The organism is Cupriavidus sp. YR651, assembly GCF_900101625.1.
Classification (GTDB): domain Bacteria; phylum Pseudomonadota; class Gammaproteobacteria; order Burkholderiales; family Burkholderiaceae; genus Cupriavidus.
In genome coordinates this window covers 794,080-819,696 of sequence record NZ_FMYZ01000001.1, presented here as the reverse complement: position 1 = coordinate 819,696, position 25,617 = coordinate 794,080, and the positions used below count along the sequence as shown (strand labels likewise).

General features: G+C 65.5%; 21 protein-coding genes and 1 tRNA gene. 13 read left to right on the top strand and 9 right to left on the bottom strand.

Annotated features, from left to right (window positions below; translation table 11 throughout):
• The first annotated feature begins 10 nt into the window (after positions 1-10).
• The 3 genes from BLR29_RS03665 to BLR29_RS03655 are packed head-to-tail and all read left to right on the top strand — an operon-like array spanning position 11 to position 5,203.
• Positions 11-763: a peptidylprolyl isomerase gene (locus tag BLR29_RS03665; protein ID WP_092134667.1), complete on the top strand. Its 753-nt coding sequence runs from the start codon at positions 11-13 to the stop codon at positions 761-763.
• Complete coding sequence (locus BLR29_RS03660; RefSeq protein ID WP_255371076.1) at positions 744-3,884, top strand: peptidase domain-containing ABC transporter; 3,141 nt, start codon at positions 744-746, stop codon at positions 3,882-3,884. The genes BLR29_RS03665 and BLR29_RS03660 overlap by 20 nt, the downstream gene beginning before the upstream one ends.
• The gene (locus BLR29_RS03655; protein ID WP_092134665.1) at positions 3,881-5,203 is read left to right on the top strand and encodes a sigma-54 interaction domain-containing protein; all 1,323 of its coding nucleotides are present in this window, start codon (positions 3,881-3,883) and stop codon (positions 5,201-5,203) included. The genes BLR29_RS03660 and BLR29_RS03655 overlap by 4 nt, the downstream gene beginning before the upstream one ends.
• Positions 5,204-5,234: 31 nt before the next feature.
• Here the strand turns inward: BLR29_RS03655 and BLR29_RS32680 are convergent, their stop codons facing one another.
• The 3 genes from BLR29_RS32680 to BLR29_RS03640 all read right to left on the bottom strand — a co-directional run bounded on the left by BLR29_RS32680 (position 5,235) and on the right by BLR29_RS03640 (position 7,887).
• A complete protein-coding gene (locus BLR29_RS32680; protein ID WP_218132679.1) occupies positions 5,235-6,380 on the bottom strand; it encodes a fimbrial protein in 1,146 nt (381 codons plus the stop codon).
• A gap of 342 nt (positions 6,381-6,722) precedes the next feature.
• Positions 6,723-7,496 carry a PP2C family protein-serine/threonine phosphatase gene (locus BLR29_RS03645; RefSeq protein ID WP_092134664.1) on the bottom strand — a complete coding sequence of 258 codons (774 nt, stop codon included), beginning with the start codon at positions 7,494-7,496 and terminating at the stop codon, positions 6,723-6,725.
• A 100-nt stretch (positions 7,497-7,596) separates the two neighbouring features.
• Complete coding sequence (locus BLR29_RS03640; RefSeq protein WP_092134662.1) at positions 7,597-7,887, bottom strand: hypothetical protein; 291 nt, start codon at positions 7,885-7,887, stop codon at positions 7,597-7,599.
• A 444-nt stretch (positions 7,888-8,331) separates the two neighbouring features.
• On the opposite strand from BLR29_RS03640, the gene BLR29_RS03635 reads away from it, so the two are divergent.
• Both BLR29_RS03635 and BLR29_RS03630 read left to right on the top strand, forming a co-directional pair.
• Positions 8,332-8,823, top strand: coding sequence for a lecithin retinol acyltransferase family protein (locus BLR29_RS03635; RefSeq protein WP_092134660.1), 492 nt, complete (start codon positions 8,332-8,334; stop codon positions 8,821-8,823).
• Positions 8,824-9,077: 254 nt separating this feature from the next.
• A tRNA-Arg gene (locus BLR29_RS03630) sits at positions 9,078-9,152 on the top strand.
• A gap of 753 nt (positions 9,153-9,905) precedes the next feature.
• Here BLR29_RS03630 and BLR29_RS03620 read toward each other — a convergent pair.
• A complete protein-coding gene (locus BLR29_RS03620; RefSeq protein WP_255371075.1) occupies positions 9,906-10,742 on the bottom strand; it encodes a phosphatase PAP2 family protein in 837 nt (278 codons plus the stop codon).
• Positions 10,743-10,953: 211 nt separating this feature from the next.
• Here BLR29_RS03620 and BLR29_RS03615 point away from each other — a divergent pair, with 211 nt between their 5' ends.
• Entirely contained in the window at positions 10,954-11,229 is a 276-nt protein-coding gene (locus BLR29_RS03615; protein WP_255371074.1) for a hypothetical protein, read from the top strand.
• Between the two features lie 56 nt (positions 11,230-11,285).
• On the opposite strand, the gene BLR29_RS03610 is transcribed toward BLR29_RS03615, so the two are convergent.
• Positions 11,286-11,615, bottom strand: a complete 330-nt coding sequence (locus tag BLR29_RS03610; RefSeq protein ID WP_092134654.1) for a DMT family transporter — start codon at positions 11,613-11,615, stop codon at positions 11,286-11,288.
• 336 nt (positions 11,616-11,951) lie between these two features.
• On the opposite strand from BLR29_RS03610, the gene BLR29_RS03605 reads away from it, so the two are divergent.
• A complete protein-coding gene (locus BLR29_RS03605; RefSeq protein ID WP_092134653.1) occupies positions 11,952-12,482 on the top strand; it encodes a hypothetical protein in 531 nt (176 codons plus the stop codon).
• A gap of 20 nt (positions 12,483-12,502) precedes the next feature.
• On the opposite strand, the gene BLR29_RS03600 is transcribed toward BLR29_RS03605, so the two are convergent.
• A complete protein-coding gene (locus tag BLR29_RS03600; RefSeq protein ID WP_092134651.1) occupies positions 12,503-13,687 on the bottom strand; it encodes a benzoate/H(+) symporter BenE family transporter in 1,185 nt (394 codons plus the stop codon).
• Positions 13,688-13,815: 128 nt separating this feature from the next.
• The gene (locus BLR29_RS03595; protein ID WP_092134650.1) at positions 13,816-14,748 is read right to left on the bottom strand and encodes an amino acid ABC transporter substrate-binding protein; all 933 of its coding nucleotides are present in this window, start codon (positions 14,746-14,748) and stop codon (positions 13,816-13,818) included.
• Positions 14,749-15,220: 472 nt separating this feature from the next.
• On the opposite strand from BLR29_RS03595, the gene BLR29_RS03590 reads away from it, so the two are divergent.
• Entirely contained in the window at positions 15,221-17,149 is a 1,929-nt protein-coding gene (locus BLR29_RS03590; RefSeq protein ID WP_092134648.1) for an ATP-binding cassette domain-containing protein, read from the top strand.
• Positions 17,150-17,173: 24 nt separating this feature from the next.
• Here BLR29_RS03590 and BLR29_RS32375 read toward each other — a convergent pair whose 3' ends face one another.
• Complete coding sequence (locus tag BLR29_RS32375; protein WP_176860865.1) at positions 17,174-17,314, bottom strand: hypothetical protein; 141 nt, start codon at positions 17,312-17,314, stop codon at positions 17,174-17,176.
• Between the two features lie 2 nt (positions 17,315-17,316).
• A complete protein-coding gene (locus BLR29_RS03585; protein WP_092134646.1) occupies positions 17,317-18,528 on the bottom strand; it encodes an MFS transporter in 1,212 nt (403 codons plus the stop codon).
• 300 nt (positions 18,529-18,828) lie between these two features.
• Between BLR29_RS03585 and BLR29_RS03580 the strand changes: the two genes are divergently transcribed.
• The 5 genes from BLR29_RS03580 to BLR29_RS03560 all read left to right on the top strand — a co-directional run bounded on the left by BLR29_RS03580 (position 18,829) and on the right by BLR29_RS03560 (position 25,528).
• Positions 18,829-20,820 (top strand): DNA topoisomerase IV subunit B, encoded by a 1,992-nt coding sequence (locus tag BLR29_RS03580; protein ID WP_092134645.1) that lies wholly within the window; start codon positions 18,829-18,831, stop codon positions 20,818-20,820.
• Positions 20,821-20,889: 69 nt separating this feature from the next.
• Entirely contained in the window at positions 20,890-21,663 is a 774-nt protein-coding gene (locus tag BLR29_RS03575; protein WP_092135422.1) for a lytic transglycosylase domain-containing protein, read from the top strand.
• Between the two features lie 141 nt (positions 21,664-21,804).
• On the top strand, positions 21,805-24,141 hold the full coding sequence (gene parC / locus BLR29_RS03570; protein WP_092134643.1) for a DNA topoisomerase IV subunit A: 2,337 nt from the start codon (positions 21,805-21,807) through the stop codon (positions 24,139-24,141).
• Positions 24,142-24,413: 272 nt separating this feature from the next.
• Complete coding sequence (locus tag BLR29_RS03565) at positions 24,414-25,001, top strand: chromate transporter (RefSeq protein WP_092134642.1); 588 nt, start codon at positions 24,414-24,416, stop codon at positions 24,999-25,001.
• Positions 24,998-25,528 (top strand): chromate transporter, encoded by a 531-nt coding sequence (locus tag BLR29_RS03560; RefSeq protein WP_092134640.1) that lies wholly within the window; start codon positions 24,998-25,000, stop codon positions 25,526-25,528. The genes BLR29_RS03565 and BLR29_RS03560 overlap by 4 nt, the downstream gene beginning before the upstream one ends.
• Positions 25,529-25,617 lie beyond the last annotated feature (89 nt).

Here is a 25,617-nt window from a genome sequence, read left to right as displayed (position 1 = left end):
GGAGAGGGCGATGACAGCCATCGTGCGAATCGACGAGGAAGTAATCGGCGTCGAAGAATTCGTGAGGGTGCTGAAGCTGACCGGCCAGTTCGAAGGGCTGGTCGAGCAACTGGTGCGCGACAAGCTGACCGCGCACGCGGCGCGGCGCCACGGCATCAAGCCGACGCCGGAGGAGATCCAGGAGCGCGCCGACCAGTTCCGGCGCGTGCAGGGCCTGCATCGCGCGGCGGACATGAATCACTATCTCGACGCGCTCAACATCACCCTGGACGAGTTCGAGGCCTTCGTCACGGACAGCCTCTACCAGGAGAAGATGCTGGCGAGCGTCTGCAACGACGAGGCGGTGGAAGAGTACTTCCAGCTGAATTCGCCGAAGTTCGACAGCATCGAGGTCAGCCATATCGTGGTGGACACGGAAGGCAAGGCGCGCGAACTGGTGTCGTACCTGCAGGATGACCCGGACAGCTTTGCCGAGATGGCGCGCGAGCACTCCATCGCCGACACGCGCGAGCAGGGCGGCGACATCGGCAAGGTGCTGCGCGGATCGCTCAAGGGCGATATCGAGGCCAAGGTGTTCAATGCGGAGCCGGGCGACCTGCTGGGGCCGTTTCCGGCGCCGGATCGCTCCTTCTTCGAGGTCTTTCTCGTGCGGGCCAAGCATCCCGCCCGGCTGGATGCCGACGTGACGATGGAGGTCAAGCGGCGGCTGCGCGAGGACTGGTTGATGGCGAGGGCGCAGGAACATGTCATCGAAGCCCGCTAGCGAATCCGCATCGACCGTCGCGGCGGGCGCACCGGCAGCCGGTGAGCCGCCGTCGCCTGGCGCATCGTCGCCGACCGGCCAGTCCGCGCTGGCCGATTTCCTGGCGACCGTGGAGATCCTGACGCCGCTGTCGCGCGAAGAAATCGAGCGGCTGGCGGCCAGCGCAAGGACGCTGACGTTCGGCTTTGGCGACACCGTGTGCAACGCTGGCGACCCGGCTGATGGCATCGTCATCGTCCGTACGGGCTCCGTCCGCGTGTTCAACGAGGAGCACGGCAAGGAAATCAGCATGGGCGTGCGCAAGACCGGCGAGGTCTTCGCGGATATCGCCCTGCTGCGCGAATACCGGCACGAGTCGTCGGTGCGCGCATCGGGCAAGACGGAACTGATCACCATCCCGCGCAGCGTGAGCGAACCCGTGGTGGCGGGCAATCCCGCCGCACTGGCGTTCATCACCAGCTATGTGGCGATCAGTTCGGCTGGCGGCTTTGTGGCGCGGCTGTTCGACCTCCGTGGCAAGCTCGACAAGACCGAGCTGGAAGAAGCCGTGCGCAGCGTCGGCGTGAAGCGCGTGGCCGCCGGCAAGACGATCCTGCAGCAGGATGGCCGCGATGACCGCCGGCTCTATGTGGTGCGGCAGGGGACGGTGCGCATCGTGCGCGAAGACGACGGCGACACGTTCCAGCTTGCCACGCTCGGCCAGGGCGACATCTTCGGCGAGCGCGCCTGCGTGATGCGGCAGGAGCAGGTGGCCTCGGCGATTGCGGAAACCGACACGCGGCTGCTGGTGATCCCCGAGAAGACCGTCCAGTTGATCCTGGAACGCAATGCACGGCTGCGCGAGGTGATGGAGGAGCGCATCCGTGTGGTGGATCGCGAGCTGCATCGGCAGAAGAAGCTGGCCGAACGGCGCAAGCGGCCCGTGCTGCTGGACCTGCATTCCAAGCCGGAATTCGGTGAACGCCTGATCCGTCGCTTCGCGCTGGTGGAGCAGGCCGAGGAGATGGATTGCGGCGCGGCCTGCCTGGCGATGATCTGCCGCCACTACGGCATTCCGATGACGCTGGGCAAGTTGCGGGAGCTGGCCAACGTGACCACGGCCGGCGCCACGCTCGACAGCCTGGCCCGCGCCGGCGAATCGCTCGGCTTTACCGCGCGCGGCGTGCAATGCACGCGCGACGCGTTGCTCGGGTTCGAGCTGCCGTTCATCGTCCACTGGGAGGGCTACCACTACGTGGTGGTCTACGGGATCTCCGCGCGCTGGGTCTGGGTGGCCGACCCGGCCCTCGGCTTCCGCAAGATGAGCACGGAGGAATTCGAGCGCGGCTGGAGCGGCACCTGCCTGCTGTTCACGGCCGGCGAGACGATGACGCAGCTGGCCGTGGCGCGGTCGCCCTGGCTGCGTTTCATCAGCTACCTGGCCCCCTACAAGAAGATCCTCGCGCACCTGTTCCTGGCGACGTTCGTGATCCAGATGCTGGGCGTGGTGCCGCCGCTGATCATCCAGAACATCCTGGATGGCGTGGTGGTGCACCAGAACGTCGGGCTGCTGCACCTGCTGATCCTGGGGCTGGTCATCTCCAACGTCTTCACGCAGCTGATGGTGACCATTCGCGCCTACCTGGCCAACTTCATGGTGCGCAACATGGACTTCGCCATGATGTCGCACTTCTTCAAGCACACGCTATCGCTGCCGCTGTCGTTCTTCGCCAAACGCAAGACCGGGGACATCTTCGCGCGCTTCCAGGAAAACCAGACCATCCGCGCCTTCCTGACCGAGTCCACGGTGACCACGGCGCTGAACCTGCTGATGGTGTTCATCTACTTCACCATCATGTTCCTCTACAACGTCAAGCTGACGTTGCTGCTGATCGCGTTTGTGATTCCCATCGCGGGGCTGACCGTGGTGGTGACGCCGAAGGTGAAGAACTACGCGCGCGAGGTCTTCACCGCATCGACCGATGCCAAGGCCTACCTGATGGAAACGCTGGGTGGTGCGGAGACGGTGAAAGGCATGGGCATCGAGCGGCCCGTGCGGCTGCGCTGGGAGCGCAAGTACGCCAAGGCGCTGGATCGGCAGTATCACGCGCAGTCGTTCCATATCCTCGTCGGTCTGGTCAGCCAGGTCCTCAACGCGGCGACGACCATCGCCGTGCTCTGGGTCGGCGCCACGCTGGTGCTGGAGCGGGAGCTGACCATCGGCCAGCTCATCGCGTTCAACGCGTTCATGGGCAGCGTGCTGGCGCCGTTGATGGGGCTGGTGTCGTTGTGGGGGCAACTGAACGATGCCGGCGTGGCGATGGAGCGGCTGGGCGACGTGCTGGACCTGGAGCCTGAGCAGAAGCCGCAGGACGTGCTGTCGCGCGTGATGCTGCCGGACCTGCAGGGCGAAATCCGCTTTGATGGCGTCTACTTCCGCTATGGCGGCGAGGACACGCCCTACGTGCTGGAGAACATCAGCTTCCATATGCGGCCCGGCGAGATGGTGGCCATCGTGGGACGCAGCGGGTCGGGCAAGACCACGCTCGCCAAGCTGCTAGTGGGCTTCTACAAGCCGACGGAAGGATCGATGACCGTGGATGGCTACGACGTCGGCGTGATCGACACCGAGTTTTTCCGGGCGCAGGTGGGCTATGTGATGCAGACCAACCTGCTGTTCTCGGGGAGCATCGCCGAGAACATTGCCTGTGGCGACGACAGTCCCGATCGACGGCGAATCGAGGAAGTCGCCAAGATGGCGGACGCCCATCCGTTTATCTCCAAGCTGCCGCTGGGCTACGAGCAGGTGGTGGGCGAACGGGGCATCGGGCTGTCGGGCGGGCAGATCCAGCGGCTGTGCATCGCCCGCGCGCTGTATCACGATCCGCGGCTGCTGGTGTTCGACGAGGCCACGTCGGCGCTCGATACGCAGTCGGAAAGCAACATCCTGGCAAACATGCAGGACATCCTGCGCGGCCGCACGGCGGTCATCATCGCGCACCGGCTCAGCACGATCATGCAGGCAGACACGATCCTGGTGCTGTACGAAGGCGGGATCGTGGAACAGGGGCGGCACGAGGAACTGCTCGCGCGCCGCGGCATGTACTACCAGTTGGTTCAGAAACAGCTGAGCGCGGCATGAAGCTATACAACCCAACGCCTGTCACGTCCGCGGTGTCGTTTGCCGGCCTGATGGAGAAGATCGAGATCCTGCGCTCCACCTTGCGCTGGGCGTCGCGGCTGGAGCGGCCCGAGATCGAGAAGCTGCTCAAGCAGGCCACGACCTTGCGCGACGAAGTGATGGGGCTGTCGCACAAGGAGCGCTTTGTCGCGGCGGCGTCTGCCACGGGCGAGCCCGAAGTGCCCGAGGTGGAGCCCGTGGACATGTCCTCGCGCGAGCGCCGGCAGGCATTGCTCGAGCGCAGCTTTGTGTTCGAAGGGACGTTCGGCGACAACCCCAAGCTGCTGGAGGCGCTGGAGATTGCCGAGAAGGCGGCGCCGACCGACCTCCCGGTGCTGATCGACGGCGAGAGCGGCACCGGCAAGGAGCTGATGGCCAAGGTGATCCACGCCAACGGCGCGCGCACCGACAAGCCGTTCATCTCGGTCAACTGCGGCGCCATTCCGGATAGCCTGCTGGAGTCGGAACTGTTCGGCCACAAGAAGGGCGCGTTCACGGGCGCGTCCAACGACCGGCGCGGCAAGTTCGAAAGCGCCCATACCGGCACCATTTTCCTCGACGAAATCGGCGAACTGCCACTGACGGGGCAGGTGAAGCTGCTGCGCGTGCTGGAAGCGCACGAAATCCAGCGCGTGGGATCGGACGAGGTGATTGCCGTGGACACCCGCATCGTCGCGGCGACCAACAAGGACCTGCGCAGGATGAGCCAGGAGGGCACGTTCCGCGAAGACCTGTTCTACCGGCTCAGCGTGATCCACGTGACGCTACCGGCGTTGCGAGAACGGCGCGACGAAATCCCGCTGCTGGTGGCGTATTTTGGCGACGAAGCGGCTGGGCTGCTCAAGCGCAGGCCCATCAAGCTGACGCCCCGGCTGCGGGACTTCCTGCTGCACTACGACTACCCGGGCAATATCCGCGAGCTGCGCAACCTGATGTACCGGCTGTCATGCCTGGCGGGCGATACGGCGGACTTCGCGCACCTGCCGCAGGACATCCGGCCGAAACCCGCCGGACTGCAAGCGGTGGCCATCGCAGGCGGAAAGGCCACGGTAACGGACCTGAGCAGCACCGCCACATCGCTGAGCGAGGCAAAACGCGCGGCCAGCGACGAGGCCGAACGCGCGTTTCTGGAGCGTGGGTTGCAGGAGGTGGGCGGCACCGTCGCCGAACTGGCGCGCCGCTTCGACATGAATCGCTCCCACGTGCAGATGCTGCTGAAGAAGCACGGGATTCACTCGAAGGACTTCAGGAACAACCGGCAGGCGGAGGGGGGGAAGTAGGTGGCTTTTGGCCAATGCCACCTGGTTCGTTCTATTCGTACGACATGGTGAAAGTCATGGAGGTGTTCGCGCTACCGGCGCCAATGCCTGCTCCTGTTCGGAAGTACCGCGCGCGCAAGGGGATTTTGTAGTTGCCGCCGTTGGGATCGACGCCGCTCAATGTGTTGGAAACCCCCAGCTTGTGCGGGTTTCCTGCGCCATCCAAAAGCTGCACGCCAACTCCCCCCTTGGCCGTGGAGGCGGCATCCAGCGCAACGACGGCCCTGTCGGCATCCAGAATCGAGGTGGCCGCATCCACCTCGTATTTGATGGCCTTGATGCCGCCGGGGCAATTGTTCAGGGCAATCTCGAAGTTGGTCGACGCTGAAAATGCGTTGACGGTACCCAGCTCGGAAGTGGCGTGGTTACCGAGGTTGACCACAACATCCGGCGTCTGGCAGGTCACGGTATTGACATGGAGCCCGTCGGGAGGGATTGAGATCGTCAGTCTCGTGGGCCCCGAATTCAAGGCCATGGTGGCGTATGTCCCGGGTGTGGCGAGGCCGCTTCCCGTCGTGCTCGCCGTCTTGACGATGTGAACTTTGACATAGTCAGCGGTATGCCATGCCAAATTCAGATGGGTGTTGTTGCGATTGGATTGCGTGTAAGGGATGACGAAGGATCCATTCCACAGTCCACTGGATACGGCCATTTCAAAGCGCAATCCAATTCCAGGCACGCCGGACTCATATACATCGTGGAAGCCGGGCGCAAGCGGTCTATTGCCTTGCCAATATGCATTCCCACCTGGCGGGGTACAAGTGCCAAATCCTGCGTTCGCCGTTACCGGGTGAAAGTACGCGGCTGAAATATCCTGTCCGACGGCGACGTCGCGCCCGACATTGATTGGGGCGCTGAATTTCACGGGAACATCAATGCTTAGGGATCCGTCACTGCTGCAATCGGCCAGTGCGATTCCAGGCAGGCAGATGACCGCAATGCCCACGACCATGTGGGAAATAGCGCATTTGGCGAGCGAGAGTAGTCTCGCGTGCATGGAAGCCTGTGCGGGCGAGGGACATGCAAGCGTCAGGGCGCTTAGAGAACCAGCGTTGCAGGCCATTTTTTTCTCGAATGGGGCGCGAAAGCGGATTGTGCGGGACGGGCGATGAGGGGGCGTGCCTGTCAGTTGATCCATTCTGGTTGCAGCCCTGAGCTGCTTGAATAGGAGTAACTCGAAAGCGGGAGTCGTCTTTCAGAATCGTCTGAATGTAAATCAGAGAATGCTTAAAAGGGCGCTACCGTCTCATCGATCGAAAGGGGGAGCCCGAGGTGATTCGAATGCGTCACCGGGTACATCCCGGGCCACTCGCCGTGATACGGATGGAGCACGTGCGGTGCACGTGAGCCGGGCGTGGCGCCAGACTTCGTGCCAGCCATTCCCCCAGTGAGCGCGGCGGAGAGGGATGTGTCGATCCCAGACCCTTGGCGTGAAATTCGCCGATGCATCCGGGAATCGTGTGAAGGCAAACCGGGGGCGTCAAACCTCCGGATTCAGCAGCGTCATGTCCGATCCCCCGCCGATATCCTCGGCGCGGATCACCACCACCGACACGTTGTCGTGCCCGCCATGCGCGAGCGCCAGCTCGACCAGCTTCTTCGCCGCCCACTCGGTATCGCCACCCGCCAGCACTTCCGCGATCTCGGGGTCCTCGACCTCGTTGCTGAGCCCGTCGCTGCAGAGCAGGAAGATGTCGCCATCACCAATCTCCAGCGTCAGTTGCTCAAGGTCGAGCGTGGATGCAGCGCCCACGGCGCGCGTGATGGTGTTGTGCGCGGGATGGTGCTTGGCTTCCTCGGCCGTGATCAGGCCGCGCGCGCGGAGCCGCTCCACCTGGCTGTGGTCGCGGGTGAGCTGCTTCAGATGGCCGGCGCGGAATAGATAAAGCCGGCTGTCGCCGGCCCAGAGGCAGCCGCAGCGGCGCTCGCAGGTCACCAGCGTCACCACGGTGCTGCCGATCACCCGCACCTTCATCCGCAGGGCTTCGTCGATCAGCGCCTGGTTGACCGCCTGCATGGCCGCGCGCGCGACGTCCAGCGTGGACTCCAGGCTGTCCCCGGGGGATATCGCCGACAGGGCCTGGACGATGGCCCGGCTCGCAAAGTCGCCGACGGCATGGCCACCCATGCCGTCGGCTACCGCCCAGACGCCGCGTTCGGGGGCATCCAGGCAGGCGTCTTCATTGCGTTCCCGCACCAGTCCGACATCTGTACAGGCGGCGGAGGTCCAGCGGAATTGCGATGCGCAGGTCACGTTGTGCTCCGGCGCGGATCGGTGCGGCTCCGCGCAAGCGCCGCCCCCTGGGGCAGCCGTCAAATGGTAGCCAGCGAGTCTCGCCGGCTACCGGCAGGACTCAGACCAGCCGTCCCTTGTTGCGGGCGTCCAGGTTGGCGTCGACGGTGATGGTCGAATTCGGCGCGTTGTTGTGGACGTCGATGTTCTGGAACTGGTTGTTCATCTGATCAGCATAGAAGCTGTAGTTGATCTCGTAAAAGTTCACGACGGGAGACGCGCTGGGCCGGGACGGCAAGTAGGGCTGGATCCAGCCGAACACCCACGGGGCGCCGCCGCCGCGAATGCAGGCCATCGAGCGGAAATCCAGCTCCCGGTGGGTGTCGAGGTCCTTGATGATAAGCGTGGCCATGGTGGTCTCCTGAGTCGGGGCCGTCCGGCCCGGGCTGCGCATTGCGCGATGCCTGATAAGAGCAAGCGGTGTGCCACCGTCGCCATGGTGGCGTGGACGTGGCGTCCGGGCAAGATTCCGCCCGAAATATGCCGCATGCGACGCTTGCGGCGTTGGGGGCCCTCCAACAGGCTCGCCTGCGGTGGTGGATTTTGCCCACCAGTCGGCCGTCGGCCTGTTCCCGCCGTGAAAGCCATGCTGGCGGGACCTTGCTGGTGGTGGGACGCCAACACAGTGAGCCAAAAGGTGTTGGATGCTCGCCGACGACTCCGGCGCTCGATTCTGGCCGGATTCCCCGGGAAGCCTTGTGGCGCCGTCGATCGGTGTCATTGGCACGCTTGATGCGGTTGGTTGGCAACGACGCAGCACTGGCTGCAGCCAACAGACACCGAACCGAGACCTGCCATGAACGCCCAAGACCAACAACAAGCCGCACGCCAAAGCGACCCGATCGCGCTGGCCGACGACGACTACCTGCCTGGCGCCCATCTGGTCACGGAACGCAATGGCTACATCCACCACGGCATCTACGTCGGCCACGGCCGCGTGATCCACTACGCCGGCTTCTGCCACACGCTGCACGCCGCCCCGGTGGAAGAAACCTCGCTCGAACAGTTCGCCCACGGCCATGGTGTGGCGGTCAAGCCCGAACCCTGCGCCCGCTACATCGGCGTGGAAGCCGTGGAACGTGCCCGCACCCGCCTGGGAGAAAGCCACTACCACCTGCTGACCAACAACTGCGAGCACTTCTGCACGTGGTGCCTGCTGGGCGAAGGCCGCAGCGAGCAAGTGGAAACCTGCCTGCGCCACCCGCGTGCCGCCGTGCATACGGTGCTGCGAATGGTCCGCGCCTTCCTGTCGTCGACCGGCACGGGCTCCGGCCTGCATGCCGCCTGATTTACCCGCCTGACCCTTACAACCCCAAGGAGCCTGCCATGACCGGACTGATCGACTGGGAACGCTGCGACAGCCGCAGCGGACGTGCCTGCCATCGTGGATGCGGACAGGGCAGGGCGAGCGCGCGCGGCACCGGCCGCGGGATACGTGAAACAACCGGCAGAAGAGGCCGGGCGCGGCGGAGTTTGTTATACTCCGCCCCGTCTTCCGGCTTGGCCGCCCCAGCGCGGCACAAGCAACGTGCAGACGGTCCGCTCGCCGTAGTTCAATGGATAGAACGAGCGCCTCCTAAGCGCTAGATACAGGTTCGATTCCTGTCGGCGGGACCATCATCAAGGCTGCGGACGTTCTTCAACGTTCACCCGGTCAAGCCAATTCAAGGCCTTTCGGTCTGACCTGGTTCGCCAACGTTTGCCAAGGATCGCCGCGACCCGCTGGCATCCACCATTTTCGGGGTTTCCCCGGGGGCATCACTCGATGCCCCGACTCTCGGTGCCCCTGAGCGATGCCCGTACGGTCGAACCTCTCATTTCCAATTACCTTGCAAACCGCCCTGGTTGCGTCCGATTGTCGGCGGGCCTGGAATTCCGCGCTGCTTCAACACGCGCCCTTAAATTGCCTAATGGTATTCACGGCATTCAGTTTTTGGCCAAGTCTTGGTATGGTTGTCCAGCACGGCGTTTAGTTTTCAAGCCAGTCACTCAGAGAACTGGCACGGGTCACCGGTAGGGCACTTCGTTTTCCGATGTAGCTAACCTTTGTGAGCCTGACTATGAAGCTATTGCGTACCCTGTGTGGTGCCATCCCGACGTATGTCCTGGCGCTACTTCTCGTTGCCTTGTTTGGCTATGCCTACGCCTTGGACCGCATCAGCGATGTCAGTCGATGCGGATTCACTGCCAAGACCTACGGCTTCCCCGTCAATTGCCCGCGCACCTTCTGGCACCGGTTCCTTTGAGCCTGGGTACCTGGTGATCTGGCCAGCCAATCGGCCACATGACAAACCGTGGAAATTCGCATTGCAACGTATCGGTTGCACCGTGTTGCACGCGCTCAACAAACTCGCCGCTGCCACAACGCCTTCAGGCGAGCTTCAGCAGCGCCGAACTCATCATCAGCAATTCGTCGAAATGGGTCGCCAGTCCAAAGCTCAGTAAGAACATGCCCATATGGAACAGGGCCTGGTAGCGCCTTGAAAGGTACAGGACTGGTGCGGCTATCCATTGGCGGCACGGCGTCAGGTTCAGTAGCAGGCACAGTGAGGCGCCGATGACGGCGCCCCCGAGCACGTCGGTCGGATGATGCAGTCCGACATAGACACGCGTCAGGCAGATGCCGAAAAGCGCGTACGCCAGCGCGACGATACCCGCCCGCCAGGACGCCAGCAGGATGCCGGTCGCCACGGCGACCCACAGCATCGCGTGGTCGCTCGGGAAGGCACTCCAGGTGCGAATGCGATCTTCCGAGGACATGGGGAAATGCAACCCCAGCTCGCGGTTTGCGAAAGGCCGAATGCGGAACGGTACCCAGTGCGCCAGAAACCGGCCCAGGGCCAGCGCGCAAAGGCCGGCAAAAATGGTCGTGATGATGATTTCCCGATCGCGCTGCCTGGTCGCACTGTCGCCATCGCGAAACCAGATCCACCAGAGCAGGGCAATCATTGGCACGCCGCGCAGCATATACAACTGGGTCATGGCCAAAGCGGCGCGGTCAAAAAATTCCGAGCGGAATGCGAACTGGTTCAGGAAGTGAACGATGGTGCTGTCGAATGGATTCATCGCGTGCACATTCCTTTGCCGTCCGGAAGCGAGATGGAACCGCACCTTACCAATTCGGGCAAATTGCTTTGGTCGGCTGGCGCACACAATGTGCGGGGATGCGGGAACTTGTGGCTGGATTGCAAGCGCGCCCGATGCCACCAGATGCCGGTCCCGACTTCATCCCCCTGAGCACTAGCCGAGCCGGTTCTGCGCGGTCCCCAACATCCCGCGGCCTCGGCGCCGGGCCAAACCGCTATGATGTCGGCTGCGCGCCGCAAGGGCGCCCGACGCCGCCGGATGCGGTCCCATCTTCATCACCGCGCACATGCTCCCTGTCAGGACGATTCACCGCTGGCTACCGGCGCTTGCCATGCTTGGCGCTATCCATGCCATGGCGGCGACGCCTGATCCCGCATTGGCGGATACGTCCGGCTGCACCGCGCTGATCGATATCGTTCAGGAAAGCTTGCGCGGCGAGATCGACGTGGCCTGCGTGGAAGCTGGCAAGGCCGCTTGCGAAGTCAAGAACGGCCAGATCCGGGCGTTGCTGGAGATCATCGACCAGCGCCGCAAGCGCAATGCCGACGAGTGCGAGACGCTGGTGCAGGTCAACCGCCTGCTCCGCACCCTGCCGCCCAAGAGCTGACCGGCCACCGGCGGAGCAGCCGGCCATTACCCATTCCCCATTCCCCACTCCACGACTCAGTGCGTCATCTTCGAGAACAGCTGGATGACCGCCACGCCCGCAATGATCAGCGCGATGCCGATCCATGCGGCCAGGTCCGGCACTTGGCGGTACAGCACGCCGGCAATCAGCGTGACCAGCACGATGCCGGCACCGCACCAGATCGCGTAGGCCACCCCCACTGGCACGGTCTTCATGACCTGCATCAGCAGCCAGAAGGCCGCGACATATCCAGTGACGACCAGCACGCTGGGCCACAGCCGCGTGAAATTCTCCGCGGCCTTCAGGCTGCTGGTGGCGATGACTTCGGCGACGATGGCCAGGGCGAGGAGTACGTATCCGTTCATAACCTTGATGCGTGTCACTTGGGTTGGGGCGAAAGCGGCGGGTAAGGCGCTCCGGACGCGATATTATGCGGCGGCACACCCCAAATGGGGCTGCAAGGCCGGCTCTGAATTGCCGTAAGCCCAAGCACCATGCGGGTCTCGGGCAGATGGATTACCCCCTTGCGGTGGTTGTATTACGTCGCATAGAGGTCTTGAATGCAGGTATGCGCATGACGCAAGGGTCGCTCGGGAAGACAAAAGAGGCGGCTCAGGTATGTCGCGGTGTTCGCCTGACCATGCCGGCACCATAACAAAGCTGGTGGCAGGTAGGTTGCTGTAGGGATAAAGGGGAGCGGTATGAGCAACAATCTGGAGACGGCAACGGCCTGGCCAAAACCGCGCTTCGCCGAAATCGAGGGCGCATCGGACCCGGCGCACCACGAGGACACCGGCGAGGGCGTGTGGCAGAACACGATTGCCGCCGCCGATCACGCGCTGGAAGAAGCGTCCCGCATTCAGCGGGGCGTCCAGCAAAATCTCAAGTTGATGCAGGAAGTGCGGGCGCTGCGCGAGGAGTTGCGCAAGGCGCACGCGGAGATCGATCGCTATCGCGGCATGCACGCGCGCGTGGTGGTTGGCATGCGCCAGCTCGAGGAAGACAACAGCGCGGAATTGTCCCGCCTGCAGGCGGACAACGAGATGCTGCTGGTTCGTCACCGCGTCTACAAGTTGCTGTCCGAACACTACGCCACGGCCGCGCTGAGCTTTGATCCGGCCGTCTTTGCCGAACACCGCGACCGCGTGCTGGAGCACGTGCTGTTCCAGCGTCGCAAGGGTGTGCCGGTGACGCAGATCTGCGCCGCCGACGTGGCCTTCCTGTTGTTGTAGGTGCTAGAGGGGGTCCGGGCTCAGGTGGCGGATTGCCGCGGCCTGAGCACCGCCAGTGCCAGCATCCCGCCCACCACCCCCCAGAACGCCGAGCCCACGCCGGCCAGCGTCATCCCCGAGGCCGTGATCATGAACGTCAGCAGCGCCGACTCGCGCTCGGCCGGCGTCTGCATGGCCACCGTGAGCCCGTTGGCGATCGACCCCAGCAGCGCAAACGCGGCCACCGCCACCACCAGGGCCTTTGGAAACGCCGCGAACAGCGCCGCGATGCTGGCCGCCATCACGCCCATTGTCAGATAGCCAATGCCGCAAACCACGGCGGCCATGTAGCGCCGGCGCGGATCGGCGTCGGCCTGCGGACCGGTGCAGATGGCGGCGGTAATCGCGGCCAGGTTGATGCCGTGCGACCCGAACGGCGCCAGGATGGCGGACGCCACGCCCGTGATGGTGATCAGCGGGCTGGCCGGTACGTGATACCCGTCCGCGCGCAGTACGGCCAGCCCGGGGATGTTCTGCGACGCCAGCGCGACGATAAACAGCGGCACCGCAATGCTGACGAATGCGGACAGCGAGAACGCCGGCGTGGTCCACACGGGCAAGGTCACGGCAAGGCGGAGGTGCTCGAAGTGCAGCTGGCCCAGCGCGCCGGCCAGCGCCACGCCGATCCCCAGTACGCCCGGCACCGCGTAGCGTGGCCACCCGCGCCGCCCGACCAGATAGGCGGCGAACATCACCAGCAACAGCAAGGTCTGGTGCTGGGCCTGCACGAAGACATCCACGCTGATCCGGAACAGGATGCCGGCCAGCAGGGCGGAGGCGATGCTGGCCGGTAACGCTTTCATGAGCTTGTCGAACCAGCCGGTCAGTCCCGCCGCGGTCATCAGCAGCGCCGCCAGCAGGAAGGCGCCGACGGCTTCGGGGTACGGCACACCTGGCAGGCTGGCAATCAGCAGTGCCGCACCGGGCGTGGACCACGCGGTGACGACCGGTGCCCGCATCGCCAGCGACAACACCAGCGTGGTGATCCCCATCCCGATCGACAGCGCCCAGATCCACGACGAAATCTGGGCGTCGCTGAGATGCGCCGCCTGCCCGGCCTGGATCATCAGCACCAGCGAACTGGTGTAGCCGGTCAGCAGGGCGATCAGCCCGGCCACCGTCGTGGAGACGGACAGGTCGGACAGTTTTGGGGAGGCGGCGGTCATGGCGTCTTGTGCGGGGAGGGGCTGTGCGGCGTGGCCGACATCTTCGCACGGGCGCGCGCCGGCGCGGAACACGCTTGCCCGCGGCGGCAGCAGGGAGGCGGGGCGGACGGTCGCCGCCCCCGGGGAGGTCAGTCCGCGACCTTGTCGCTCGGGAACTTGAACGAATCCCGCAGCAGGTAGCTCATCGGGATGTCGAGCGTGATGCCGTTCGGCGGGATCGGTGCCAGGAACCACTTGCGGTAGAGCTTCTGGGTTTCCTGATCGTAGATCGCTGCCACCATCGCCTTGTCCACCAGCTTCTTGAACTCGGCGTCGTGCTTCGACAGCATGATCGCGTACGGCTCGATCGTCAGCAGGTCGCCGGTCACGGCCAGCGTCGCTGGATTCTTCGCATTGGCGCGCAGGCCGAACAGCAGCACGTCATCCATCACGAAGGCGTCGGCGCGGCCGGACTCCACCATCGCGAATGCTTCCGCATGGTCCTTCGCCTCCACCACCTTCAGGCCCAGGGTGCCGGATTCATCCATCTTGCGAGCCATGGCAAGCGGCGTGGTGCCGGTGGTCGACACCACCGTCTTGCCGCGCAGGTCGCTCCATTTCCGGATGCCGGAGTCCGCCTTCACCAGCATGCGGCTGCCGGCGATGTAGTGCGGAATGGTGAATGCCACCTGGTCGCGGCGCTCGCGGTTGTTGGTGGTGGACCCGCATTCCAGGTCAGCCTTGCCGTCGACGATGGCGGGGATGCGCGAGGCCGGCGTCACCGGCACCCAATCCACGCGCAACTGCGGCATCTTGAGCTGCGTGCGCACCGCTTCGGCCACCTTCAGGCACAGGTCCACGGCGTAGCCCATCGGCTTGCCGTCGACCACGAAGGAAAACGGCACCGAGCTTTCGCGGTGGGCGATGCGGATCGCGCCGGTCTGCTGGATGCGCAGGACCACGGAGTTGGAAGCTGCCTGCGCCGGCGGCATGGCCGGCAGGGAAAGCAGGGCGGCAAGGGAAAGTACGACAGGCGCCAGCCTCTTGAGCGAGGCACGGCGCGGCAGGCCAGAATTGGTCATGAAAGACACCCGTCCGAAAATTGTCAGGAAAAAACCCCTGGTGGCGGATAGCCACCCGATGGCCGGATGGGTCCGGCTCTCTCGTACTGCCTTCTTCTGATACCGCTGTTGTGCTTTCGGAGAAATCCGATGGCGCTGATTGTTCCACGGCGAACGGCTGAGACACAACCGCCGCGATAGTAGTCGTGCTCGCTTGCAACGTTCCCCCCATCCGGCGGTTGACGGGGACTTTCCCTTACGGATTTCTCCGACTTCTGGTGCGCGACGCCTATGCGTATCCTTCAATCGTGCCTTGCGAGCAGGGCACCGAGGAGAGACTCTTGGGCCCGTGTGCAAACGGGCCCTTCTTTTTTTGGGCGCCGGTGCCCGTGGCCGGGCCGCCGACTCGTCTACAATTCGGGCCTGCCTTGCGCGCTGGGATCGACCCGCGATCCCCGACTGACGCGCGCCGCACGTTACCCGTCTCCGCACCATGGCCCTGTTTTCCATTTCCGATGCCCAGCTTGCCTTCGGGCATGTGGCATTGCTTGACCACACCGATTTCTCGCTGGAAGCCGGTGAACGCGTTGGCCTGATCGGCCGCAACGGCACGGGCAAGTCGTCGCTGCTGCGGATCGTGGCCGGCATGTCCGCGCCCGACGACGGGCTGATCGCGCGCCAAAGTGGCGTTACTTCGGCATATGTGGCGCAAGAGCCACAGTTCGAGCCGGGCCTGACCGTGTTCGATGCGGTCAGCCAGGGCATGGGCGAGGCCCACGACCTGCTGATCCGCTACGACGCCGCGCTGGCCAGGCTCGAAACCCATCACGACGAGGCCACGCTGGCCGAACTCCATCGCGTGCAGGCGGAACTCGACGCCGCCGATGCCTGGCAGCTGCGCACCCGCGTGGAATCCACGCTGGCAAAGCTGGGGCTGGATCCGCACGTGCGCGTGGATGCGCTGTCCGGCGGCTTGCAGAAGCGCGTGGCGCTGGCCCAGGGGCTGGTGGCGGAGCCCGACATCCTGCTGCTCGACGAGCCGACCAACCACCTGGACGTGGAAGCCATCCGCTGGCTGGAAGACCTGCTGCTGGGTTTCCGTGGCAGCGTGCTGCTGGTGACCCACGACCGCGCTTTCCTGGATCGCGTGGCGACGCGCATCGTCGAACTCGACCGTGGCCGGCTGGTGTCGTTCCCGGGCAATTTCGCCGCCTATCAGGCACGCAAGGCGGACCTGCTGGCCGCCGAGGCTGTGGAGCAGGCCAAGTTCGACAAGCTGCTGGCACAGGAAGAGGTGTGGATCCGCAAGGGCGTGGAAGCGCGGCGGACCCGCAGCGTGGCCCGCATCCAGCGACTGGTCACCATGCGCAACGAGCGCGCCGCGCGCCGCGAGGTGCAGGGCAACGTGAAGCTGGAGGTTTCCCAGGCGGATCGCTCCGGCAAGATCGTGGCCGAGCTGATCGATGTCTCCAAGGCGTACGGCGACAAGGGGGTCGTGCGCAATTTCACCGGCACGATCATGCGTGGCGACAAGGTCGGCCTGATCGGCCCCAACGGCGCGGGCAAGACCACGCTGCTGCGGCTGATCCTGGGCGAGCTGGCCGCGGACAGCGGCACCGTGCGCAATGGCAGCAACCTGCAGGTGGCGTACTTCGACCAGATGCGCACGGCGCTGGACCTGGAGAAGTCACTGGCGGACACCATCAGCCCGGGCAGCGACTGGGTGGAGGTCAACGGCCAGCGCAAGCACGTGATGAGCTACCTGGGCGACTTCCTGTTCGCGCCGGAACGCGCGCGGTCGCCGGTCAAGTCGCTCTCCGGTGGCGAGCGCAACCGCCTGCTGCTGGCGCGCCTGTTCGCCCGGCCGGCCAACGTGCTGGTGCTGGACGAGCCGACCAACGACCTCGACATCGACACGCTGGAACTGCTGGAAGAACTGCTGCAGGACTACAGCGGCACGGTGTTCCTGGTCTCGCACGACCGGGCATTCCTGGACAACGTGGTGACATCGACGATCGCCGCCGAGGGCGACGGCCAGTGGCGGGAATCCGTGGGTGGCTATTCGGACTGGCTGGCCCAGTCGGCCCGTGCCGAAGCGTTGCAGGCGGCCCGGCAGGCCGAGCAGAAGCCGGCCGAGGCGTCAAAGGCCCAGGCCACGCGCGAATCCCGCGGCGCCAATCGCACGGTGAAACTGTCGTACAAGGAGCAGCGCGAACTGGATGGCCTGCCCGAGCGCATCAACGCGCTGGAAGCCGAGCAGAAAACCCTCGGTGCGCAGCTTGCGGATGGTTCGCTGTACGCGACCGATCCGGGCAAGGCCGCGCAACTGGCCAGCCGGCATGACGAGATCGAGATGGAACTGCTGGAGGCGCTGGAACGCTGGGAAGTGCTTGAGGCTAAAACGAAGGGCGAGACGCAGTAACCCCGCCCTTTCGCCAGGACCCACTCAGCCGCACCAGGCCAGGACCATATTGGTCAGGTCGACCATGAACGCCGGCCGCAGGTAGGCCAGGAAGCCGAGCGTCAGCGCCACCGCCAGCGCCAGCAGGCCCAGTCCCTTCAGCCAGCGCTGCCGCGCCGCGATCATGGTCAGACCGCCACCGGTTGCGGGCGCGACAGCGCCTGCTCGCGGATCGGCAGGTTGACCAGCGCGGCCAGCACGCCCAGGCCAATCGCGATCAGCCATACCAGGCTGTAGCTGCCGGTCCGGTCGAACAGGAAACCGCCGAGCCACGCGCCCAGGAAGCTGCCGATCTGGTGCGAGAAGAACACCACGCCTGACAGCATCGACAGGTATTTCACGCCAAACACCTGCGCGATGATGCCGTTGGTCAGCGGCACCGTGGACAGCCACAGCAACCCCATCAACGCCGCAAACACCCAGGTGCTCGCGGCCGTCAGCGGCAGCAGCAGGTAGCCGGCAATCACCACGGATCGCGCCAGGTAGATGAACGACAGCAGGTAGCGCTTTGGCACGCGCTGCCCCATCGCCCCTGCCGTGTAGGTGCCGAACACGTTGAACAGGCCGATCAGCGCCAGCGCCACGGTGGCGATCTTCGGATCGGTGAAGCCGCGGTCCTTGAGGTACGGTGCCAGGTGCACGCCGATAAACACGACCTGGAAGCCGCAGACAAAGTAGCCCAGCGTCAGCAGCTGGAAGTTGCGGTTGCCGAACGCCTCGCGCGCGGCCTCGCCAATGGTCTGGTGATGGCCGCCGCTGGCCGCCATCGACTTCGGTTCACGCAGTGTGAAGGCCAGCGGCAGCATGAAGCACGCCATCACGGCCATGACGAACAGCGCGTTCTGCCAGCCGACGGTGGAAATCAGCGTTTGCTCCACCGGAATCATCAGGAACTGGCCGAACGAACCCGCTGCCGCGGCAATGCCCATCGCCCAGACGCGCTTTTCCGCGCTGGCGACGCGGCCGATCACGCCGTAGACCACGCTGTAGGTCGTGCCGGCCTGCGCAATGCCGATCATCACGCCGGCGCCGGAGGCGAACGCCGTACCGCTGCTGGCCAGCGCCATGATGATCAGCCCACCCACGTAGAGCGCCACGCCGATCACCATGATGCGCAGCGCGCCGAACTTGTCAGCCAGCGCGCCCGCGATCGGCTGGCTGACGCCCCACATCAGGTTCTGCAGTGCCAGCGCGAAGGCAAAGGTCTCGCGGTTCCAGCCGTGCGTCTGGGTAATCGGCAGGTTGAACAGGCCGAAGCCATGCCGGATCCCCATCGAGAGGGTTACGAGCAGCCCGCCGCACACGAGTACGGTGGTCAGGGAAAGTTTGCGGTCGGTCATGTCGTCGGGCTCGGTGCGATTGTCTCTATTGTTATGACGGCGACACCGGTGACGCGTAGGCCGGCGTCCCTGCGAGGGCGCGCGGGCAGGAGGGCGGCGCCGGCGGGTAGTGGTCGTGGAGTTTACTCTGCCCCGGCCGTTCCTGCCGGGGGCCGCCGTCCCGAATGTGCCGTGGGCGTGGCGGCAAAGCATCGGTCGAATTGGGGCCGTGCCAATCGGATTGGCGACCCGGCCTTCCATTACAATGCTGCGCAGCCCGGCCGTCGGCGGTCGGGAGATCCCACTATCCGTAGCGACTCCATGGCGAGCAAAACCAGTCAGTACAGCGAATCTTCCATCCGGGTCCTGAAGGGCCTGGAGCCGGTCAAGCAACGGCCCGGCATGTACACCCGTACCGACAACCCCCTGCATATCGTGCAGGAGGTGATCGATAACGCGTCCGACGAAGCGCTCGGCGGCCACGGCTCCGAGATCCTCGTGACGCTGCACCGCGACGGCAGTGTCAGCGTGGAAGACGACGGCCGCGGCATCCCGGTGGGCATCCACCCGGAGGAGCAGGTCCCCGTGGTGGAGATCGTGTTCACCCGCCTGCACGCGGGCGGCAAGTTCGACAAGGGCAAGGGCGGCGCCTACGCGTTCTCCGGCGGCCTGCATGGTGTGGGCGTGTCCGTGACCAATGCGCTGTCCACGCAGCTCGACGTCACCGTGTGGCGCGATGGCTCGCTGTCCACGCTGACGTTCTCCGGCGGCGATGTCACCCGGCCGCTGGCCACCCGCAAGCTGGAACGCGGCGAGAAGAAGAACGGCACGCGCGTCCAGGTATGGCCGGACGCCAGCTATTTCGACTCCGCCACGATCCCGCAGGCGGAACTGCAACGGCTGCTGCGCAGCAAGGCCGTGCTGCTGCCGGGCGTGAAGGTCACGCTCGAGATCGAGAAGACCGGCGAGCGCCAGGTCTGGCAGTACGACCAGGGCCTGAAGGGCTACCTGGTGGAGGCGCTGGCCCAGGGCAGCGGCGCCGAGCTGGTCATCCCGATGTTCGAGGGCGAGCATTTCGCCGATCCGGACGCGAATCCCGGCGAGGAAGGCTTTGCCGAAGGCGAAGGCGCATCGTGGGTGGTGGCCTGGACCGAAGAGGGCGCGCCGGTGCGCGAGTCCTACGTCAACCTGATTCCCACGCCGGCCGGCGGCACGCATGAGTCCGGCCTGCGCGAAGGCCTGTTTCTGGCCGTGAAGAGCTTCATCGAGATGCACTCGCTGCAACCCAAGGGCGTGAAGCTGATGAGCGAAGACGTGTTTGCGCGCGCCTCGTTCGTGCTGTCGGCCAAGGTGCTGGACCCGCAGTTCCAGGGCCAGATCAAGGAGCGCCTGAACAGCCGCGACGCGGTGCGCCTGGTGTCGACGTTCAGCCGCCCCGCGCTGGAACTCTGGCTCAACCACCATGTGGACTACGGCAAGAAGCTGGCCGAACTGGTGATCCGCCAGGCCCAGGCGCGCACGCGCGCCGCGCAGAAGGTGGAAAAGAAGAAGGGCTCCGGCGTGGCCGTGCTGCCCGGCAAGCTGACCGACTGCGAATCGACCGACGTCAACCACAACGAGATCTTCCTGGTGGAGGGCGACTCCGCCGGCGGCTCCGCCAAGATGGGCCGCGACAAGGAATTCCAGGCCATCCTGCCGCTGCGCGGCAAGGTGCTGAACACCTGGGAGACCGAGCGCGACCGCCTGTTCGCGAACAACGAGGTGCATGACATCGCGGTGGCGATCGGCGTGGACCCGCACGGCCCGGATGACGAGCCCGACCTGTCCAACCTGCGCTACGGCAAGATCTGCATCCTGTCCGATGCGGACGTGGACGGCTCGCACATCCAGGTGCTGCTGCTGACCTTGTTCTTCCGCCATTTCCCCAAGCTGATCGACAACGGCAACGTCTGCGTGGCCCGCCCGCCGTTGTTCCGCGTGGATGCGCCTGCGCGCGGCAAGAAGGCGGCGCAGAAGCTCTACGCGCTGGACGAAGGCGAACTGGAGGCCATCCAGGACAAGCTGATGAAGGACGGCGTCAAGGAAGGCGCGTGGCAGATCTCCCGCTTCAAGGGCCTGGGCGAAATGAACGCCGAGCAGCTCTGGGAAACCACGATGAATCCGGACACGCGCCGGCTGCTGCCGGTATCGCTGGGCGAGTACGACCTGCCGCAGACCGTGAGCATGATGAACATGCTGATGGGCAAGGGCGAGGCGTCCCAGCGCCGCACCTGGCTGGAAGAAAAGGGCAACGAGGTGGAGGCCGATATCTGATCGTCCCCGGGTGGGCAGGCGGTCGGTGAAGGAGAGAAAGCGATGGGGATCACGGGCAATCGACGCGCCATGCGGGCGCGACTGGCAAGGCTGGCGGCGCATCTCGCGCTGGCGCTGGCCGGCCTGTGCGCCGCCGGCGCGGCCCATGCCGCCCTGTACGGCTATATCGACGAGGAGGGCGTGGCCCACTTTGCCGACGAGAAGCTCGACGGCCGCTACAAGCTGTTCATGAAGGACGGCGGCAGGCTCGACTCCGCCGCCATGCCACGCAGTACTGCCACGATGCCGGCCGGCAAGGCCGACCCGGATCGCGACAAGCTGTTTCGCTACGTGCTCAACCATCCGAACATCGCCGCCGTCGACCCGATGATCCACCAGATCGCCGCGGCCCAGAGCGTGGACCCGGCGCTGGTCAAGGCGGTGATGGCGGTGGAGAGCGGCTTCAATCCCGGCGCGGTGTCGCCCAAGGGCGCCATCGGCCTCATGCAGGTGATCCCGGACACGGGCGCGCGCTTCGGCATCGCCGCGGACAAGCGCCGTACCGTGGAGCAGAAGCTGGCCGATCCGCGCCTGAACATCTCGGTCGGCGTGCGATACCTGCGCTGGCTGATGGAGCTGTTTCCCGACAACCTGGAACTGGTGCTGGCGGCCTACAACGCCGGCGAGGGCGCGGTGCAGCGCTACAACAACCAGATTCCGCCTTTCCCCGAGACCCGGCAGTATGTCAGCACCGTCATGGAGTTCTACCGCATCTACCAGCCCGCCGGCGTTTCGGTGGTGCGCGCCAGCCACGAGGCGGGGCGCGTCAAGATGGTGATTGGCGGCCGGCGCAACATGCCCTGAGGGGCCGCCGCGCAAAACTGCCTGCCATCGCCCCAGTTCGTTAGAATCCCACGCTGACCGGATCGCCCGTTCGTCGCGGTACCCACGCTACCCGGCCGCCGGGACGCAAGTTGCGCCCCGCATGCCGAATTCTTGCCAACCATGGATCAACCAGACATTTCGTTTCAACCCGAAGAGCCGGCCGATTCGCTGACGCTCGCGCGCTATGCGGAGCGGGCCTATCTGGACTACGCCGTCAGCGTGGTCAAGGGCCGCGCCCTGCCGGAGGTGGCCGACGGCCAGAAGCCGGTGCAGCGCCGCATCCTGTTTGCCATGCAGGCCATGGGGCTGCGCGCCGATGCCAAGCCCGTGAAGTCCGCCCGCGTGGTCGGCGAGGTGCTCGGCAAGTTCCACCCGCACGGCGACCAGTCCGCGTATGACGCGCTGGTGCGTCTGGCGCAGGATTTTTCGCTGCGCTATCCGCTGATCGATGGCCAGGGCAACTTTGGCTCGCGCGACGGCGACGGCGCGGCGGCCATGCGCTACACGGAAGCGCGCCTGACGCCGATCTCGCGGCTGCTGCTCGATGAAATCGAGCAGGGCACGGTGGACTTCCTGCCCAACTATGACGGATCGGAGGAAGAACCGAAGCTGCTGCCGGCACGCCTGCCGTTCGTGCTGCTGAACGGCGCGTCGGGCATCGCGGTGGGCATGGCGACGGAGATTCCGCCGCACAACCTGCGCGAAGTCGCCGCGGCCACCGTGGCGATGATCCGCAATCCGAATATCTCGCTGGCCGAGCTGCTGGCGCTGATGCCCGGCCCGGACTATCCGGGCGGCGGCCAGATCATTTCGCCGGCCAGCGACATCGCCCAGATCTACGAAGGCGGACGTGGCAGCCTGAAGGTGCGCGCGCGCTGGACCGTGGAGGAGATGGCGCGGGGCCAGTGGCAGATCGTGGTGACGGAACTGCCGCCGAGCACGTCCGCGCAGAAGGTGCTGGAGGAGATCGAGGAGATCACCAATCCGAAGATCCGCGCCGGCAAGAAGGCGCTGACTCCGGAACAGACCCAGCTCAAGACCACGATGCTGGCCGTGCTGGACGCCGTGCGCGACGAGTCGGGCAAGGATGCGCCGGTGCGCCTGGTGTTCGAGCCCAAGAGCAAGAACATCGGCCAGCAGGAATTCGTCCAGACGCTGCTGGCGCACACCAGCCTGGAATCCGGCGCGCCGATCAACCTGGTGATGATCGGTACCGACGGCCGGCCGCGCCAGAAGGGCCTGCAGGAGATCCTGCGCGAGTGGATTGCTTTCCGCTTCGAGACGGTGACCCGGCGCACGCGCTTCCAGCTGACCAAGGTGGAAGACCGCATCCACATCCTGGAAGGCCGGATGCTGGTGCTGCTGAACATCGAAGAGGTGATCCGCATCATCCGCGAGAGCGACGAGCCCAAGCCCGCGCTGATCGAGGCGTTCCGCCTGTCCGACCGCCAGGCCGAGGACATCCTGGAAATCCGGCTGCGCCAGCTGGCGCGGCTGGAGGCGATCCGGATCGAGCAGGAGCTGGCGAAGCTGCGCGACGAGCAGGCCGAGCTGGACGTGCTGCTGAAGTCCGAGACGATGATGCGCCGTCGCATCATCAAGGAGATCGAGCAGGACGCCAGGCAGTACAGCCCGGAAGACAAGGACCCGCGCCGCACGCTGATTCAGGAAGAACGCCGCGCCGCCGCCGAGGTGCGCGTGGTGGACGAGCCGGTGACGGTGATCGTGTCCGGCAAGGGCTGGGTGCGCACGCGCCAGGGCCACGGGCACGAGTCGCAGCAGTTCACGTTCAAGGCGGGCGACAACCTGTATGGCACGTTCGAATGCCGCACCGTGGACACGCTGCTGGCATTCGGCAGCAACGGTCGCGTGTACTCGGTGCCGGTGGCGGGCCTGCCGGGCGGCCGCGGTGACGGCGTACCGGTGACGACGCTGATCGACCTGGCACCCGGCACGCAGATTGCGAACACGTTCGCGGGCGCAGCGGAGCAACGCATGCTGATCGCCACGGCGAGCGGCAACGGCTTTGTCACCAAGGTTGGCGACATGACGGGCCGCCAGAAGGGTGGCAAGTCGTTCCTGACGCTCGACGAGGGCGACACGGCGCTGCCGCCGGCACCGATCGGCGACGAGGCCACGCATGTGGCCTGCTTCTCGGCCAACGGCCGCCTGCTGCTGGTCGGGATCGACGAGGTCAAGGTGCTGTCTGCCGGTGGCCGAGGCGTGATCCTGATGGAACTGGAGCCGAAGGAGACGCTGACGCAGGCGGTAGCCGTGGGTGCGCCGGGGCTGCTGATCTCCGGCACCGGCGTCCGTGGCGGCAAGATGCCGCCGCAGAAGCTGGCAGGCAAGACGCTGCTGCCGTACGTGGGCAAGCGCGCACGCAAGGGCAAGCAGATCGAACCGCGGCTGAAGGACGTGAAGATCGAGCCGGTACCGACGGAGCCGGCAGGCTGACGCCGGCATCGTAGCGATCGGTTGATGACCGGTCGGTGATGGGTTGGCGAGTGGTCGTCGACCGATCGTCGACCGATCGTCGACCACTCGCACAGAAAGGAAAGCGGCGCGTCCGGGGCATCCCGGCGCGCCGCTTTCACATGGCATGACCCCCTCTTGCGTGTTCGTGATGACCCCGGCCGTGTGCCCGGCGGCGGGTTTGCCGTAGTATGTCGGCAGCCCGCGCGCGCCGCGTGTCATCCATTTGCGCGGGCGCCTCTTATCGCCCCGTCATGTCCTCCACGCCGCTGCCCGCAGTCTCCGAGCCCGAACTCGCTCCCCCACCCAACGCCCGCGCCTTGTTCTTCGAATTCGCCCGCATGGGCCTGTCAGGGTTTGGCGGTGTGCTCCCGTTCGTCCGGCGCTCGGTCGTGGAGCGCAATCGCTGGCTCAATGACCGTGACTTCGTCGAAATCCTCAGCCTCGGGCAAGTCCTGCCCGGCCCGAACGTCATCAACCTCGCACTCATGCTGGGCCTGCGCTTTGCCGGCCTGCGCGGCGCGGTGGCCGCGTTCTGCGGCCTGGTGCTGGTGCCGATGGTCGTCGTGCTCTGCGCGATGGCGTTGTACCTGCGGTATCAGGACGTGACCGCCGTACGGCAGATGCTCGCCGGCATGACGGCCGTGTCCGCGGGGCTGGTGCTCTCCACCGGCTTCAAGCTGGCGCAGAGTCAGCCGCGCTCCGTGCGCGCCATCGTCATCGGCGTAGCCGCCTTTGTGCTGATCGGCCTGATGCGCTGGCCGCTGCTGCCGGTCATGGCGGTGCTGGTGCCGGTGGCCCTGATCCTCGAACATCGCGCCAGCCGCAAGGAGGGCGCATGAGTTCGCCCGAGGTCCTGCGCAGCCTGCTGGGGCATTTCAGCATGCTGTCCCTGCTGGCCGTCGGCGGCGGCGGGACGGTGATACCCGATATGCATCGCTATCTGGTGGAAGCCAACGGCTGGATGACCGATGCGCAGTTTGCCGCGCTGTACGCGATCTCGCAGGCCTCGCCGGGGCCGAACATCCTGTTCGTGGCGTTGTTCGGCTGGCAGGTGGCTGGCGCGGCGGGGACATTCGCGTCGATGGTCGGCATGTGCGGCCCATCCAGCCTCATCGCGCTGGGGTTCGAGTATTTCGCGGGGCGCTCGCCCCATGCCCGGTGGCCGGGGCTGATCAAGCGCGGGCTGTCGGCACTGACGATTGGCTTGCTGATGTCGACCGGCTGGGTGCTGGCCAGCAGTGTCGACCATAGCTGGACCGCCGTGGCCGTGACGCTGGTGACGATCGGCCTGATGCTGAAGACGAAGGTGCATCCGCTGGCGCTGGTGGCGCTGGGCGCGGGGGCTGGGTTGCTCGGTTTGGTTTGATCGGCGCCGGGATCGCGATAGCGCTCTAGAGGTTGTTTCAAAACGAAGCGAAGCGGTTCTGGCTAGACGCGCGGCCGCAGGCAGTACGG